This is a genomic window from Halococcus hamelinensis 100A6, assembly GCF_000336675.1.
GTDB lineage: Archaea > Halobacteriota > Halobacteria > Halobacteriales > Halococcaceae > Halococcus > Halococcus hamelinensis.
On record NZ_AOMB01000006.1, the window covers coordinates 1 to 16,425 of the forward strand.

Below are 16,425 nucleotides of genomic sequence, written 5' to 3' on the forward strand. Positions count from 1 at the left end.
AGGTCCGCCAGCGTTCGACCCAGTGGTCGGGAAGTGCGGGGTTCTCCGCGCGCGTGGTCTCGCCGAAGAGCCCGTCCCGCGCGACCGTGAGACCGGGTTCCGTGAGCTCGCCGTCGGCGCGGGCTTGCTCGGCGAGCTGGCCGTACTGTTCGCGTTCGACTTCGGTGTACGATTCGGCCATCGAGTCGATCAGTACCAGCCCGTCGAGCCGGTCGGGGTAGCGCTCGGCGAAGCGCAGCGCCATGAACCCGCCCATCGACATCCCACAGAGCACGACCGTATCGAGGTCGAGCCCGTCACAGAGGGCGTCGACGTCGTCCGCGAGGTCGTAGAGGTCGTAGGAACTCGCGTACTGGTCCGTCCGCGCCCGGAGGTCGTAGGCCACGGTCCGAAAGTCGTCGGCGAGCGCCTCGACCTGCGGGTCGAACATCGTCCGGTCCATCAGGGTGCCGTGGGCGAACACGATGGCTGGACCGTCGCCGCGGTCGGTCACCACCGTCTCCGGTCGGAGTCGATACCGCTCGGTGGCGACGTCGGTGGGAGTCTCTGACACGTGTGTGGGATGGGGACACACCGACTTATATCCCGAGCCGTCCGAACAGTGTCACGCCATCGACCGCGAACTCATTGGTCGAGGCGGACGGGCCATGGACTGCGTAGCCGTGGCCGGATTCGCCCTTCTTCGTCGTCGGTTTCCGGAAGAACTGGAAACCCGGCACCGCCGCTTATGTCGGTGGGCACGAACACCAGCAACATGATCCGGGACGCCCGCGTGCTCCAAGACGAGTTCCTCCCGCGCGAGGTGGGCCATCGCGACCAGGAGATGAACGCCCTCACCCGCGCGCTCGACCCCGTGACGCGCAACGAGCCCGCCGAGACCGCGTTCCTGTTCGGGCCCTCGGGGACGGGCAAGACCTGTCTCGCCCGATTCGCGCTCGCCCGCCTCCGCGAAGCGGTGCTCGACCTCAACTACCAGTACGTCAACTGCTGGCAGGATTACACCCGGTTCCGTGCGCTCTACCGCATCCTCGAAGCCATCGGTTCGACGGCGGACATCCACCGCCAGTCGACGCCGACGGACGCCCTCCTCGAACGGCTCGAAGCCTACGACGGCCCGGAGTTCGTGGTGGTCCTCGACGAGGTCGACCAGCTCCAAGACCACGACCTCCTCTACGACCTCTACCGCACCGTCGGCGTTTCGATGGTCCTGATCGCGAACAGCGAGGAAGAGCTGTTCGCACGGCTCGACAACCGGCTGGTCTCGCGCCTCCACGCCTCGACGCGGATCCGTTTCGAGAAGTACGAGCTCGACGAGCTGGTCTCGATCCTCGACGACCGGGTTCGGTGGGGGCTCGACGTGGAGGCCCCCCGCGACCGGCTGGTAGCCATCGCCGACGCCGCGGCCGGCGACGCCCGCGTCGCGATCGGTATCCTCCGGAGCGCCGCGCGGCAGGCCGAGGGAACGGAGGTGGACGGGATCGGGATGGATACGATCCGGACGGCGATCCCGGCGGGCCGAACCGAAGTCAGACGACGAAACGTCGAGCAGCTCACGCCACACCAGCGCGTGCTCTACGACATCGTCCACGACCACGGCACGGTCACGCCCGGCGAGCTCTACGAGGAGTACCGCGAGCGGGTCGAGGAACCCCGCTCCGACCGGACCGTCAGAAATCACCTCTCGAAGCTCGCCCACTACAACCTGGTCGAAAAACACGGCGACGGACGCGGGCGGACGTACCACCACCCGGAGTAGCGCTTCTGGCACTCCCGGAAAGCCGTCCCGCTCGCTTACGACGGTCCGTCGGGATCGCTTCACTGGAGGCAACACTAATGATCGGGGATCTCGCGTTCTGTCCGAAGACCGGTGCACGGCTCTCAGAGAAGCGGTACTATCGTGCGGAGGGCCCGCCGCTCAGGATACCCGTCGACGACGAGTACGTCCCGGCCGACGCGATCGACGGCGAACTCACCGCGGGCGCGGTGTGTTCGTCCCGCCGGGCGCTGCTCACCCACTTCCGGCGCACCCACCAGTACGACCATCGACCGAACGACGAGCTCTATCGGACGGTCGCGCTCCGGCTCCGCGACCTGAAACGCGCCGCGAACGGGCCGCAGTCGTCGGACATGGTGGTTTGGCTCGCGCTCCACGACCACCTGGACGCCGCGGGGATCGACGTCGACTGGATGCTGGGCCACGTCGAACTTCGATGTCCCCGGTGCCACGGTCGGCTGAAGTACCACCAGATCGATACCGGGACCGTCCACGCCGAGTGCGCGACGAACTGCACCGACGACAACGCCGACCGCCTCGCCGAGGTCGAACGTCTCGCGAGCGAGCTCGTTCGTGACGCCCTCGACCGAACGGAGGTCGAGGAGGGCCCCGATACCCGAACGACGGCACGGGACGCGCTCACCGAACCGCTCGGGTAGACACCGCCGGAGACGTCCGTAGCCGATCCGGTCGAGGCGAAGGGTCGTAGCCAGCAGCACGACCGAATCATTCAGTGTTAAGTTATTACGTCACTTCTCTATCGGTCAATATTTTCACGAACGAATGCTTTTCGGTCCCTTCTGTGAGTTTTGTATTTTCTGAATGGACTGTGATCTGACTATGTACTTCTCACACCACTCTTCGAAACGAACGGTAGATCTGAATCGCAGAAGGGGTTCGGAGACGACCGATGGGTGAATTTCCACCGTCGACGAATCGTTCGATACCTGCTCCGCTTCGCTATTTCCATTTGAACGAGCCCAGTTTCGCCGAACCGTGAAGCCGAACGGCTGCTCACGACGAAAGAGTAAATACTTATTACTGATTTCGGATCGGACACGGTCGACCGTATCCGGATGGTAACCGGTCAGCGGTCGGCGGGTTCGAGGATCGCGTTCCGTGCCGCGGGCGTGAGGTTCGACGAGACGGCGTGGTCGTCGAACTCGTCGAGCACGAACTTCGAGGCGGTCTCGTTGACGCCCTCGACCGCGACGATCCGGTCGATGAGGTCGTTGAGCTGGTCGCGGCTCTGGACGCGGCTCACCACGACGAAGTCGACGTCGCCCATCGTGTAGTAGACGTGTTCGACCCCGTCGAGCGCGACCAGCGACTCCCCGATCGCCTCGGAGTAGCCGGTCTCGTGGGTTACCATGACGTCCGTGACCGCGGTCAGCTCCAGCCCCAGCGCGAGGGGGTCGACGTCGGCCGTCACCCCGCGGATGACGCCGTTGGCTTCGAGTTTGTTGAGCCGATAGTGGACCGCCGACTTCGAGAGGCCGAGTTCGTCGGCGATCGTTTCGAGGCTGACGTCGAAATCCGCCTCGACCTGTTCGAGCAGCGCGAGGTCGGTCTCGTCGAGCGCTGCGGTCGCGTCCTGTGAACCGTTCATACCGTCGGATGGGGGCGCGAGGGTATGAACCTCGGGGCTGGCAACGGTGTGCCCGTCAGTCGTCCATTGCGTCGTCCGAAACGTCGAGCCCGGCGTCGAGCGCGTCGATGGCCTCGTCGACCTCGCTCTCGGTGATCGGGAGTGGCGGCGCGACGATCAGGGTGTTGATCATGTTCGCGACGTAGGTCCCGTGGTCGGCCGCGGTCGCCGACACCTCGTCGACCACGGTCGTCCCGGTCGAGACCTTGTCCGCGCGCTCGCCGAACGGAACCCGTTTTTCGGGGTCTCTGGTGAGCTCGATCCCCCGGAAGAGGCCGACCCCGCGCGTCTCGCCGACGCTCGGGTGGCGCTCGCCGAGCTCCGCGGTCCGCTCGCCGAGGTAGTCGCCGACCTCGCTCGCGTGCTCGATCAGGTTCTCCTCCCGGTAGGTCTCGACCGCCGCGGCCCCCGCCGCGACCGCGACCGGGTGACCGGCGTAGGTGTGGCCGTGACAGAACAGTTCGTCCTCGAAGTGGTCGGCGATCGCCGAGGTGACGGTCGTCGCGCCGAGCGGCTGGTAGGCTCCCGTGAGCCCCTTCGCCATCGTCATGATGTCGGGTTCGACGTCGAAGACGTCACAGCCGAACCACTCGCCCGTGCGACCGAACCCGCTCATCACCTCGTCACAGATCAGGAGCGCATCGTGGTCGTGGGCGATCTCCTTGAGTCGGGGGAGGTACTCGTCCGGCGGGACCAGGATCCCGTTCGAACCCACGATGGGTTCGACGAGAACGGCGGCGACGGTGTCGCCTTCGAGCATCAGCATCTCGTCGATGTACTCCAAACTCTCCATCGGGTCGAGCGTCGAACCGTAGGCGTAGGGATCGGGAGCCTTGATGGTGCCCGGAACGCCGGGTTCGGCGGCGAGCCGTCGCGGGTCGCCGGTGACGCTGATCGAGCCGTGGGTCGCGCCGTGGTAGGAGCGATAGCGCGAGACGACCTTCTGTTTGCCCGTGTAGAGCCGGGCGATCTTGAGCGCGGCCTCGACCGCCTCGGTCCCGCTGGTCGAGAAGAAGGTCTTCGAGAGATCCCCTGGAGTTATCTCGGCGAGCTGTTCGCCGAGCTTCGCGCGCGCGTCGGTGGTGTAGTTCGGCGCGACGAACGGCACGTCCCGTACCTGCTCGGCGACTGCGTCGGCGACCCGGTCGGCGGAGTGACCGAGGTTCGAACACATCAGCTGGCCCGAGAAGTCGATGTACTCGTTGCCGTCGGCGGTCGTGAAGCGGACGCCGCTCGCGTCGACGACCTGGGTGGGGTCGACCTCGGACTGGTAGGACCACGTCCCGAAGACGTGTTCCCTGTCGGTGCGTTCGACCGCGTTGGCCTCGACCGGTGGCTCGGGTTCGCTCATACGGCACCCTCTACGGAACTACCCGTGATTAGTCTTTGGCTCGTTCGGCGATCGCCTGAACGAACGACGATCTCCACGGGAATGTTGAAACAGTAGTCGATCGGTTCGGGTTGTGGGAGAACACTGTCGGAAAGACTTATGTCCGGGTGGACGCACTCACGCACATCGCATGACGCTCGATACCACCCCGCCGTGGGACGACGTACCGAACTACATCGACGGCGGCTGGAGCGCGCCATCCGAGGAGGGCCGTGACGTCGTCGATCCCGCGACCGGCGAGACGGTCTCGACGGTGGGCTTCAGTTCGTCGAGCGACGTCGACGACGCCGTCGCGGCCGGCGAAGCGGCGTTCGAGGAGTGGCGGAGGACGCCCGTCGAGGAGCGGATCCAGCCGCTGTTCAGGCTCAAGGCGCTGCTGGAGGACCACCACGACGAGCTCGCGGAGGTACTGGTTCAAGAACACGGCAAGACCCTCGGCGAGGCGAAGGGCGAACTCCGCCGCGGGATCGAGAACGTCGAGGTCGCCTGCGGGATCCCTTCGATGATGCAGGCGGGCCACCTCCCGAACGCCGCCCCCGACATCGACGAGACCGCGGTCCGCAAACCGCTCGGCGTCTTCGCCGCGGTCACCCCGTTCAACTTCCCGGGGATGATCCCGCTCTGGTTCCTGCCCTACGCCGTCGCGACCGGAAACTCGTTCATTCTCAAACCCAGCGAACAGGATCCGGTGGTCGCCGAGCGCCTATTCGAACTCCTCGACGAGGCCGGCTTTCCCGACGGCGTCGTCCAGCTCGTCAACGGCGGCGTCGACACCGTGAACACGCTGCTCGACCACGACGGGATCGAGGGGGTCTCGTTCGTCGGCTCGACGCCCGTCGCGCGCACCATCTACGAGCGGGCGGCGGCGAGCGGCAAGCGCGCCCAGGCCCAGGGCGGCGCGAAGAACCACATCGTCGTGGCCGAGTCGGCCGACCTCGAGTTCGCGGCGAGAAAGACCATCTCGTCGGCGTTCGCCTGCGGCGGCGAACGATGCCTCGCGAACGACGTCGTCGTGGTCGACGAATCCGTCTACGAGGAGTTCACCGACCGCGTCGTCGCGGAGGCCGAGAGCCAGGTCGTCGGCTACGGCCTCGACGACGATACTGACATCGGCGCGCTGATCAGCCCCGAACACGAGGAACGCGTTCGCGAGATGGTCGCCACGGGGGTCGACGAGGGGGCCGAACTCCTGCTCGACGGCCGCGACGTCGCGGTCGAGGCGTACCCCGACGGCAACTTCCTCGGGCCGACCGTCTTCGGCGACGTCGATCCCGAGATGACCATCGCACGCGAGGAGATCTTCGGCCCGGTGCTGGGACTCCTCCCGGTGTCCGGCATCGACGAGGCGATCGAGGTGCTGAACCGAAGCGACTTCGGCAACGCCGCGAGCCTCTTCACCGCCAGCGGGGCCGACGCCCGGAAGGCCCGCCACGAGGCCGACGTCGGCAACCTCGGCGTGAACGCGGGCACCGCCGCCCCGATGGCCTTCTTCCACTTCGGCGGGTGGAAGGACTCCTTCTTCGGCGACCTCCACGCCCAGGGTGACGACATGATCCGATTCTACACCGACGAGACGGTCTACATCGAGCGCTGGCCCGACGCCTGATCCCGCCAGCACCGATATACGCATCATCGATGGCGAATCGGCCGGTGTTTCGGGTCGAACACCAACGTGTTCCAATACTCATCGACTCTCGACGAACGTGTAGCGATAGGTTCGAACCATCGGTAGCCCGAACCGACGAACCCCCCGAAAGCCGGGCTCGACCCGGCATGAAGCTGGTTTCACCGCCTCGGCAACGATCGGAACCCAAAAGAATAAGGCGGTCTCGAAACAGCCACTATCATCGCATGAACGACCGACAACCGACCAGCGAACAGGGGGAGAGGGTGGAAAAACTCCATGTCCGAGGGGGATAGCACAACGAATTCCGATATCGAGTCGGGAATGGTGATATACGGGGTCGACGACAAGCCACCGCTGGGGCGGTCGATACTGCTGGGCGTTCAACACTGGTTGACGATGATCGGCTCGACGATCGCCATCCCGTTGGTGCTCGCGGGGGCGCTCGGATTCAATGCACCTCAGACCGCCCAGCTCGTCGGGACCTTCTTCGTCGTCTCGGGGATCGGCACGCTCGCCCAGACCACGATCGGAAACCGGTACCCGATCGTCCAGGGCGGGACCTTCTCGATGCTCGGGCCGGCGATCGCGATCATCGGCGTGCTCGCAGCGAGCAACGCGCCGCCGGAGGTGATGATGCGCCAACTCCAGGGCGCGGTCATCGTCGCGGGCCTCGTCGAGACCGCGATCGGCTACTTCGGCGTGTTCGGCCGGCTGAAGAAGTACATGGGCCCGATCGTGATCGCGGTCGTGATCGGCCTCATCGGGCTCGCACTCCTCAGCGTGGGACAGATCACCGCCGCGGACCAGAACTGGTACCTCGCGGGGCTGACGCTCGCGCTCATTGTGCTGTTCTCGCAGTACCTCGACGACTACTCCGAGGTGCTCAAACTGTTTCCCGTGCTCCTCGGATTGGGTACCGCCTACCTGGTCGCACTCGCGCTCTCGCTCGCGGGAGTGGCGAACGTCGTCGACCTGAGTCCGGTCGCGTCCGCACCGCCGATCCGGGCGGTCGTCCCCTTCCAGTGGGGGATGCCGCTCTTCACTGGCTCCTTCATCGTCGGGATGATCGCGGGGATGCTCGCCTCCGCGATCGAGAGCTTCGGCGACTACCACTCCGTCGCACGGATGGCGGGCGAGGGCGCACCCAACAGGAAGCGGATCAACCACGGCCTCGGGATGGAGGGGCTCGGCAACGTCTTCGCGGGGATCATGGGCACCGGCAACGGTTTGACCTCCTACACCGAGAACGTCGGTGCGATCGGGATCACGGGCGTCGCCTCCCGGTACGTCGTCCAGATCGGCGCGCTCGTGATGATCGTCGTCGGCTACGTCGGCTACTTCGGGGCGTTCGTGACCACGATCCCGGACCCGATCGTCGGCGGGCTCTTCCTCGCGATGTTCGCCCAGATCGTCGGTGTGGGGCTCTCACAGCTCCAGCACGTCGACATGAACCGGAACCGAAACGTGTTCGTCGTTGGTTTCGGGCTGTTCGCGGGGCTCTCGATCCCCCAGTACATCGCGAACGTCGAGGCCGCCTCGGGCGTGACGCTCCAGGCCGGCCTCGCGAACGTGCCGCTTCTGGGACCGGTGCTCGGGATCCCGGAGGTCGCGAACACGATCGGGATCGTGCTCGGGACCGAGATCGCGGTCGGCGGGATCGCCGCGTTCGTCCTCGATAACACGATCCCCGGCACCAAGGAAGAGCGCGGCCTCACCGCCTGGGAGGAGATCACCGAGGACGAGAACGCCTTCGAACCCGCCCACGAACGGTTCCTCTCGAACCGGGGCAGCGGGACGAGGACGGGTGACGACTGATGGCTCACTCACACGACGCGACCGGGTTCGCCGAATCGCCTCCCCAGTCACCGAAACCGACCGACGGGGACGAGGTCACCATCACGCGAACCCCGCTCCGGCACGGCGGCTGGCTGGGCTACGGCGAGGACGGTCTCTACGTGAAGCGCGACGAGAAGGTGAAGGTCCGCGACGAGGACATCGCACGGATTACGCTCCGAACTATCGAGTGGGACCTCGTCGTGATGAGCCTCCTGCTCGTCGGCGTCGGTGGCTACGTCGTGGCGACCCGGAACCCGCTCGTCGGGGTCGGCTTCGCGGTCGCCGGGCTGTTGAGCCTCTATCGAACCTATCGAAAGCGGTACGCGCTCTCGGTCCACATCGAGCACGAACCGACGCCGCTCACGGTCTACCCCGACCACCCGAAGCGGTGTCACGAGCGGCTCGCCGACCGGATCGAGTGACGCGTTCCGGTAGAGCGAGTCGGTGAAAGCGAACGATGACGGGATTTTCGACGGCATCGAGCGGGGAACGGACCCCGAAGCCGCGGAGAGGTTTACGCCGGTGAGGAAAGCTTAAGAGGCCGGTGTCTGTCGTGGTAACATGCGACTCGATGTCGACAAGGAGCGACTCGTAACGACGATGGAGGAGCAGGCGGCGATCGGGGCAACCGACGGCGGGGGGCTCCACCGGCTGACGCTCTCGGACGAGGACAAGGCGATCCGTGACTGGCTTCGCGACGAGATGGAGGGGTTGGGACTCGACGTCCGAGTCGATGCGTTCGGCAACATGTTCGGCCGGCGCGAGGGGACCGAGGACCTCCCCACCGTCCTCGTGGGCTCGCACATGGACTCCCAGCCCTACGGCGGGATCTACGACGGTCAGCTCGGAGTCGTCGCCGCGCTTGAGCTCGTTCGGTGTCTCGAACGGGAGGGTATCGAGACCGAACACCCGATCGAGGTCGTCAACTGGACCAACGAGGAGGGCTCGCGCTACCAGCCCGCGATGCAGGGCAGCGGCGTCTGGGCGGGCGTCCACGACATCGACGAACAGTACGACCAGACCGACGAGAACGGGGCCCGGTTCGAGGACGAACTCGAACGGATCGGCTACAAGGGCGACGTACCGGCCGAACCAACCGAGGAGTACGAGGCCTACCTCGAACTCCACATCGAGCAGGGGCCGTATCTGGAGGAAGGTGGCCACGACGTCGGCGTCGTCACCGGCGTGGTGGGATTTACCTGGGGCGCGATCACCTTCTACGGCGAGGCCGACCACACGGGGCCGACGCCGATGGAGTACCGCCGGGACGCGCTGGTGCCGGCCGCCGACGTCATCACCCAGATCCGGCGGATCCCGGGGACCCTCGGCGAGCGCACGGTCGGCTCGACGGGCTACATCGACGCCGGCCCGAACTCGATCAACGTCATCCCGGGCGAGGTCACGTTCACCTGGGGCTTTCGGGACCCGTCGGACGAGGTCGTCGAGGAGGCCTACCAGCGCGTGCTGGCGGAGGCGGAGGCGGCCGCCGAGCGCGAGGGCGTCGAGTGGGAACACGAAGAGCGGATGCGTGCGCCGTCGGTCGAGTTCGCCGACCAGTGCGTCGAGGCGGTCGCGGGGGCAGCCGACGACGCGGGCTACGACTCGCGATACATCTTCAGCGGCGCGGGCCACGACGCCACCCACATGACGTCGCTGATGGACACCGGCATGGTGTTCGCGGTCAGTGACGACGGCAAGAGCCACAACGAGGCCGAACACACCAGTTGGGAGGACTGTCACGCCGCCGTGACGACGACGGTCAACGCGGCCTACGACCTCGCGACCGAGGAGCCATGACGACGTTCGACCGGGTCGGGATCTGGAACTGGGAGCGCCCGGACATCGCCGAGGAGCTCCACTACGCACAGTACGCCGAGGAGCAGGGACTGGATTCGGTCTGGCAGGGCGAATCACGGCTCGTGCGCGACGCGATGACCGTGATGGGCGCGTACACCCAGGTCACCGACGAGATCGACATCGCGCCGGGCGTGACGAACTGCTACACCCGAAACGTCGCGCTGATGGCCCAGACCTTCTCGACGCTCGACGAGCTCTCGGGCGGGCGAATGAAGCTCGGGATCGGCGCGTGGTGGGACCCGCTCGCGAGCAACGTCGGGATCGAGCGCGAGAACCCGCTTCGGCGGATGTGGGAGTACTGCACCGTCACGAAACGATTGCTCGACCTCGAAAACGTCACCTACGAGGGCGATACGCTGGCCGTCGAGAACATCGAACTCGACCTGGTCCGCTCGAACGCCGACGCCCGCGACGTCCCGATCTACGTCGGCGCGACCGGCCCGACGATGCACAAACTCACGGGGGAACTCGTCGGGCTCGGGGTCTGTGGCGGCGTGTTCATGAACTACCTCATCCCACCGGAGCACAACGAACTCGGCGTCGAGAAGCTCGAAGAAGGCGTCGAAAAGCAGGGCGGAACGCTCGGGGACGTCGACCGGCCACAGCTCATCGCGGTCTCGATGGACGAGGACTACGACGCCGCCGTCGAGAACGCCCGTCACCTCGTGACCCAGTACATCGGCCAGCAGCCCCACATCCGGACGGCCTGCGGGATCGACCCCGAGCGTGGCGAGGAGATCAAGGAGGAGCTCGGGAGCTGGCCGGCGAAGGAGGCGGACATCGAACGCGCGTCCCGACTCGTCGACGACGAGATCGTGACGAACGTCGTCGCGGCGGGGACGCCCGAGGACGTGGTCGAGCGCGTCGGCGAGTACTGCGAGGCGGGCTGTACCGAGCCGGTGGTCTACTCGCTCGGCGACAACGTCGAGGACGTCATCGACGTCTTCGCAGAACACAAGGCGTCGTAGAGCGCGCCGCCGAACCGTTTTGCCTACTCCGCGACCCGGGTGTGACCCGCCGGCCCCCAGTCGGGGACCTCGCGCGCGACGAACTCGCCGTGGCCCGGTTCGCCGACGATGTCGCCGTCGTCGGCGACCAGTTCGCCCCTAACGAAGGTCTTCTTTACGCGGCCCTGAACCTCGCGCCCCTCGTAGATCGAGAACTCCGAGACCGAGTGGTTGTTCGCCGGGTCGATGGCGTCGGTCCCCTCGGGGTCGAACAGCACGATATCGGCGTCGGTGCCGGGTTCGAGGGTTCCCTTCCCTGGGAGCCCGAACGTCCGGGCGGGGTTGGTACACATCACCTCGACGACGAGTTCCGGATCGAGCCCACGGCGGTTGACGGCCTCGTCGTAGAACACCGGGAAACTGACCTGGAGGGCGTTCGCGCCGAAGGCGCTGTCCCACCAGTTCTCGACCTCCTTCTGGTCGAGCCGATAGCCACAGTGGTCGGTCGAGACGACGCCGATGGTTCCCGACTTGAGGTACTCGAACATCGCTTCGACGTCGTCGGGCTTGCGGATCGGCGGTGCGATCATCGGGAGGTTGCCCATCTCCGCGAAGATGCCGTCGTCGAGCGTGCAGTAGTGGGTACAGGTCTCGGTCCGGATCTGGCTGCCGTCCACCTGGTACGAGTCGATCACGTCGGCCGCCGCGCGACAGGAGGTGTGGATCCCGTAGTACTGCAATCCCGTTTCGAGCGCCATCCGGACCGCGTCGTCCGCGGCCATCGCCTCGACGTAGTCGGGTCTCGACTTCGGATACCACTCGGGGTCACCCTTCCCCTCCTCCTTGAACTGGGCGGTGATATGGTCGACGAGCGAGTCGTCCTCGGTGTGGAAGACGCCGACCGCACCCTCGTCGGCGATGTGCTCCATCGCCCGGTGCATGAAGCCGTTCGAGAGGCCGTGTTCGTAGGTCGTGAACATCTTGAACGACGAGACGCCGGCGTCGATCACGTCGGCGAGTTCGTCGAAGACCGCGGGGTCCTCGCGCGTGATCGCGCCGTGGAGGCCGTAGTCGATCAGCGCGTTCTCGCCCTTCTCCCGTTTGCGTTCGACCCCGTCGAGGAGCGTCCCCGGTTCGTCCCAGATGCTGAGGTCGCCGGCCCAGGCCTGCCAGGCGAAGTCGATGTAGGTGGTCGTCCCGCCGGCGGCAGCCGCGCTCGTCGCCGTCTCGTAGCTGTCGGCCGAGAACATGTCGTCGACGTGGACGTGGACGTCGACCGCGCCGGGCATGACGAGGAGTCCGGTCGCGTCGACGGTTTCGGCCGCCTCGGGCAAGCTCTCTGCGTCCCCGATGGCGACGATACGGCCCTCGTCGATGGCGATACCGGCCTCGGTACTTCCCTCGGCAGTGACGACCCGTCCACCGGTGATACAGCGATCCACAACCATGCACAGTGAGACCATGGCACTGGTATAACATTTGTGATCCCCACACTGGACGAGGGATCGAGGAGCAGTGTGGAAGCGAGCCGTTGCAATGGAACGAAGATCGGAAGGATACTGTCACGACCGGTACTCGTGAGGAGCAGGCGGTAACTGCGACGACGATGGAATCGCCGGGGACGAACGGACGAACCGTTCTTCGGTGATCGGATATAATATTGAAATTCGTTTCTCTAAACGATATCTAGTTCGAATTTCGTGCCGAATAACGATCGAATCATCGTCCGAGGTCTTCATAGCACTAGTATCGACGTAACAATCATAGGTCCATTACAGATTTCCGCTCAGAAGTAATTGCGCCACCGATACCGTTGGTTTTCGAATAGTGGGCTTGAAACAGGTGTTGGGAGTTCTCTCGTTCGAAATTCCGGATGGGGAAATCCCACACAAAGCGAAGCGCGGGTTCGTACTTCTGATCACGGAAGGGAAAGAGGACGACGGCAGGCGGTGCTATCCGACCCCGCCACGGCCCAGCATTAAGTGATTACAGTACGTCGAGCGGTAGTATTAGTTCGTCCACCGCTTTTTGCCGGGCGCGGCGCTGGTCTCCGTCGGAGCGGAAGCCGCGGCCCCCGTCCGAACCGCCCTGTAGGAGAGCCCCGCTTCGCTCATGAGTTCCCGAACGCGACGGAGTTCGTACTCGACGCCGAACGTCTCGGCGATGTACTCGCGCGCGAGCGCCGGCGTCCACGTCGAGCGGTCGTAGCCGAGTTCCGTGGGCGGCCGGTTGAGGGCGTCTTCGAGTCGCTCGCGCTGCCCGTCGTCGAGTTTCGGCGGGCGGCCCGGTCGCGGCGCGTCGTACACCACCTCTTCGGCGGGTTCGTCCGCGAGCCGGTCGAGCCGGCAGAGCCAGTTGTAGATCGTCTTCTCGGTTCGACCGTACATCTCCGCCAGCCGCCGCTGGGAGAGCCCCTCCTTGTAGTTGAGTCCGACCATCACGCGCTGTGTGGCCCGTTTTCCCTCCACCTCCGCGAGGATCTCCCGGAGGTCGTCCGCCGAGACGTCTTCGAGGTGTGCCATTGCGGACGGGAGGCGAACGGCACGTAAAGTGTTTTCGCCGGTTCTGGTCGCCCTCAGGCCTCGTCGAAGAGGGTTTCGCCGGCGACGAGGTGCTCGTCGACGGTGTCGAAGTCGAGCGTGAGCCCCAGTCCGGGCTCGTCGGGGATCGGGAGCCGGCCCGTCCCGAGCACCGACTCCTCGACCAGGTCCTCCCACCAGCCGAGCTGGTAGGAGTGGTATTCGACGGCGAGCACGTTCGGGATCGCCGCCCCGAGCTGGGCGCTCGCCATCGTCCCGACCGGCGAGGAGACGTTGTGCATCGCGAGCGGCACGTAGTAATCGTCGGCCATGTTCGCGATCTTCATGCCCTCGCGCATCCCGCCGACGCGGGGGATGTCGGGTGCGAGGATGTCGACGGCCTCCTCCTCGATCAGGCGGCGGCTTCCGTGGGTCCGATAGACGTTCTCGCCCGTCGCGATCGGTGTCGTGGTGGCCTGGGTGACCGTCCGCTGGACGTCGTGGTTCTCGGGTGGGATCGGGTCCTCGAGCCACCAGATCGGGTAGTCTTCGAGTGCGTACGCGAGACGTTTGGCCCCGTCGGCGGTGTACGACCAGTGACAGTCGAAGGCCACCTCGGCACGGTCGCCGACNTAGTCTTCGAGTGCGTACGCGAGACGTTTGGCCCCGTCGGCGGTGTACGACCAGTGACAGTCGAAGGCCACCTCGGCACGGTCGCCGACCCGGTCGAGCACTTCGCGCACGATCGCTTCTTTGTGTTCGATGTCGCGAGGCGAGAGGTGGCGATTTGCTCTATCCTTCTCGTCGCCCGAGGGGACGTCGAGGTCGAACTTGATGGCGTCGTAGCCGAGTTCGTCGACCACTCGCTCCGCTTCCTCGGCGTTCGAGGCGGGTTCGGCCTCGTTGCCGGCGTGACAGTCACAGTAGACCCTGACCTCGTCGCGGTACTTCCCACCCAGGAGTTGGTAGGCCGGCACGCCGAGGAGTTTGCCCGCGAGGTCGTGGAGGGCGATCTCGACCCCGGAGATCGCCGAGATGGACTTGCCGGCGATCGAGCCCTCGCCCGACATCTTCTGGATGAGGTGTTCGTAGAGCCGGTCGATGTCGAGGGGGTTCTCGCCGANTCGATGATCGCCGTGTCGCCCCCGCCCCAGTAGGCCTCGCCGGTGCCGACGACGCCGGCGTCGGTGTAGACCCGGACGAGCACCCAGGGATAGTTGCCGTCGACCATCGCGGTCTGGACGTCGGTGATCTCGGCGTCCCGGATCGACGCGTCGTCCTCGATCTCCATCGAGTCGCCCGAGAGGTCCCGCATCGTGTACTCAGCGTTCGGGTCGCTGAGCTGTGTGTAGTCGACCATCGTCGGTAGTGGNATCTCCATCGAGTCGCCCGAGAGGTCCCGCATCGTGTACTCAGCGTTCGGGTCGCTGAGCTGTGTGTAGTCGACCATCGTCGGTAGTGGGTTCACCGGAGAGGCATAAATACGGATCGGAGCGTCGTTCGCCCCGTTCCGGAGCGGGGCGCGGGCCGATCGGACACGAGGTAGCAAAGCCTATTAGCACCCCCCTCGGAATCGCCACCGATGTCGGATCTGGAAATCACGGACTTCGAGACGTACCTCGTCGCGAATCCCTGGAAACCCTGGGTGTTCGTCGAGATCGAGACCAACGAGGGTATCACCGGGCTGGCCGAGGCCACGACCCACGACAAACCACGGACCGTCGCAGCGGCGATCGACGAGATGTCGAACTTCTTCATCGGGCGCGACCCCTTCGACACGGAGGCGCTCTGGCTCGAGATGTACCGCGACGAGTGGTTCTCGAAGGGCGTCATCAACACCACCGTCTGCTCGGCGGTCGACATGGCCTGCTGGGACATCAAGGGGAAGGTCCTCGACAAGCCAGTCTACGAGCTCCTCGGTGGAGCCGTCCACGGAACCGAACTCCGCACGTACGCGAACGGCTGGTACCAGGACACGGGCCACACGCCCGAGGGCTTCGCGAAGCAGGCCCAGAAGGTCGTCGACGACGGCTACGACGCCATGAAGTTCGATCCCTTCGGGACCGCGTGGCAGTCGATGTCCCGGAAGGAACAGAACAACTCCGTCAACATCGTCGGCGCGATCCGCGACCAGGTCGGTCCGGACGTCGACCTCATGATCGAGTGCCACGGCCGCTTCTCGGCGGGTCAGGCCGTCGAGATCGCCCGCGAGATGGCCGAGTTCGAGCCGACCTGGTTCGAGGAGCCGTGTCCCCCGGACTCGATCAACAGCCTCGCCGAGGTCGCGCGGAAGTCGCCGATCCCCGTCTCGACGGGCGAGCGCCACATGACGAAACACGACTTCTACGAGCTCGTCACGCGAACCGACGTGGACCTCTTCCAGCCCGACCTGATGAACACTGGCGGGATCACCGAGGGCAAGAAGATCGCCGGCCTCGCCGAGGCCGACCACGTCGACCTCGCCCCGCACAACCCGCAGGGCCCGGTCGCGGGCGCTATCTACGGGCACTTCTGTACCTCGATCCCGAACTTCCGGATCCAGGAGATGTTCCAGACCTACGACGTCGACTGGGTCGACGACCTCATGAACAAACCGCTGGTCGTCGAGGACGGCTACATGCAGATCCCGGAGGGCCCCGGGTTCGGCATCGAACTCAACCACGACGTCGTCGAGGAGCACGAATACACGGAGGACAAGGTCCACACCATCGACCTCTGGGAGAGCGGCTGGGAAGAGCGCGCCGACGAGAAGCGGTAGACCGACGCTCACTTCCCACGACCGGCCCGGCGGTCGTGGCGGTTCGGTATCGCGAACCCTTTTTATCGG

At 65.7% G+C, this 16,425-nt stretch carries 13 protein-coding genes and 1 pseudogene; 8 read left to right on the forward strand and 6 right to left on the reverse strand.

Annotated elements, in window-relative coordinates; translation table 11 throughout:
- On the reverse strand, nt 1-553 hold a 553-nt coding region (locus C447_RS02045; protein ID WP_007690386.1), incomplete at its 3' end, for an alpha/beta fold hydrolase.
- 201 nt (nt 554-754) lie between these two features.
- Between C447_RS02045 and C447_RS02050 the strand changes: the two genes are divergently transcribed.
- Together C447_RS02050 and C447_RS02055 are read left to right on the forward strand one after the other, a co-directional pair.
- Nucleotides 755-1,756, forward strand: a complete 1,002-nt coding sequence (locus tag C447_RS02050; protein ID WP_029601788.1) for a Cdc6/Cdc18 family protein — start codon at nt 755-757, stop codon at nt 1,754-1,756.
- A gap of 77 nt (nt 1,757-1,833) precedes the next feature.
- On the forward strand, nt 1,834-2,433 hold the full coding sequence (locus C447_RS02055; RefSeq protein ID WP_007690390.1) for a hypothetical protein: 600 nt from the start codon (nt 1,834-1,836) through the stop codon (nt 2,431-2,433).
- A 428-nt stretch (nt 2,434-2,861) separates the two neighbouring features.
- On the opposite strand, the gene C447_RS02060 is transcribed toward C447_RS02055, so the two are convergent.
- Both C447_RS02060 and C447_RS02065 read right to left on the reverse strand, forming a co-directional pair.
- Entirely contained in the window at nt 2,862-3,383 is a 522-nt protein-coding gene (locus tag C447_RS02060) for an Lrp/AsnC family transcriptional regulator (RefSeq protein ID WP_007690392.1), read from the reverse strand.
- Between the two features lie 55 nt (nt 3,384-3,438).
- Nucleotides 3,439-4,773 carry an aminotransferase family protein gene (locus tag C447_RS02065; protein ID WP_007690394.1) on the reverse strand — a complete coding sequence of 445 codons (1,335 nt, stop codon included), beginning with the start codon at nt 4,771-4,773 and terminating at the stop codon, nt 3,439-3,441.
- A 169-nt stretch (nt 4,774-4,942) separates the two neighbouring features.
- Here C447_RS02065 and C447_RS02070 point away from each other — a divergent pair, with 169 nt between their 5' ends.
- From C447_RS02070 to C447_RS02090, 5 genes are all read left to right on the forward strand, one after another.
- Nucleotides 4,943-6,418 (forward strand): CoA-acylating methylmalonate-semialdehyde dehydrogenase, encoded by a 1,476-nt coding sequence (locus tag C447_RS02070; RefSeq protein ID WP_007690396.1) that lies wholly within the window; start codon nt 4,943-4,945, stop codon nt 6,416-6,418.
- 342 nt (nt 6,419-6,760) lie between these two features.
- Nucleotides 6,761-8,254 (forward strand): uracil-xanthine permease family protein, encoded by a 1,494-nt coding sequence (locus C447_RS02075; RefSeq protein WP_007690397.1) that lies wholly within the window; start codon nt 6,761-6,763, stop codon nt 8,252-8,254.
- Entirely contained in the window at nt 8,254-8,697 is a 444-nt protein-coding gene (locus C447_RS02080; protein ID WP_007690399.1) for a hypothetical protein, read from the forward strand. Before C447_RS02075 ends, C447_RS02080 begins: the two co-directional genes overlap by 1 nt.
- A gap of 139 nt (nt 8,698-8,836) precedes the next feature.
- The gene (locus C447_RS02085) at nt 8,837-10,072 is read left to right on the forward strand and encodes a M20 family metallo-hydrolase (protein WP_007690401.1); all 1,236 of its coding nucleotides are present in this window, start codon (nt 8,837-8,839) and stop codon (nt 10,070-10,072) included.
- Nucleotides 10,069-11,100 carry an LLM class flavin-dependent oxidoreductase gene (locus tag C447_RS02090; protein WP_007690403.1) on the forward strand — a complete coding sequence of 344 codons (1,032 nt, stop codon included), beginning with the start codon at nt 10,069-10,071 and terminating at the stop codon, nt 11,098-11,100. The genes C447_RS02085 and C447_RS02090 overlap by 4 nt, the downstream gene beginning before the upstream one ends.
- Nucleotides 11,101-11,123: 23 nt before the next feature.
- On the opposite strand, the gene C447_RS02095 is transcribed toward C447_RS02090, so the two are convergent.
- From C447_RS02095 to C447_RS02105, 3 genes and pseudogenes are all read right to left on the reverse strand, one after another.
- Nucleotides 11,124-12,527: a dihydroorotase gene (locus C447_RS02095; RefSeq protein ID WP_007690405.1), complete on the reverse strand. Its 1,404-nt coding sequence runs from the start codon at nt 12,525-12,527 to the stop codon at nt 11,124-11,126.
- Between the two features lie 561 nt (nt 12,528-13,088).
- Nucleotides 13,089-13,601, reverse strand: coding sequence for an IS630 family transposase (locus tag C447_RS02100; RefSeq protein ID WP_007690407.1), 513 nt, complete (start codon nt 13,599-13,601; stop codon nt 13,089-13,091).
- A gap of 53 nt (nt 13,602-13,654) precedes the next feature.
- Nucleotides 13,655-14,958 (reverse strand): annotated as a pseudogene (locus C447_RS02105) (mandelate racemase/muconate lactonizing enzyme family protein).
- A gap of 222 nt (nt 14,959-15,180) precedes the next feature.
- On the opposite strand from C447_RS02105, the gene C447_RS02110 reads away from it, so the two are divergent.
- Nucleotides 15,181-16,356, forward strand: coding sequence for a mandelate racemase/muconate lactonizing enzyme family protein (locus C447_RS02110; RefSeq protein WP_007690411.1), 1,176 nt, complete (start codon nt 15,181-15,183; stop codon nt 16,354-16,356).
- The last annotated feature ends 69 nt before the right edge of the window (nt 16,357-16,425 follow it).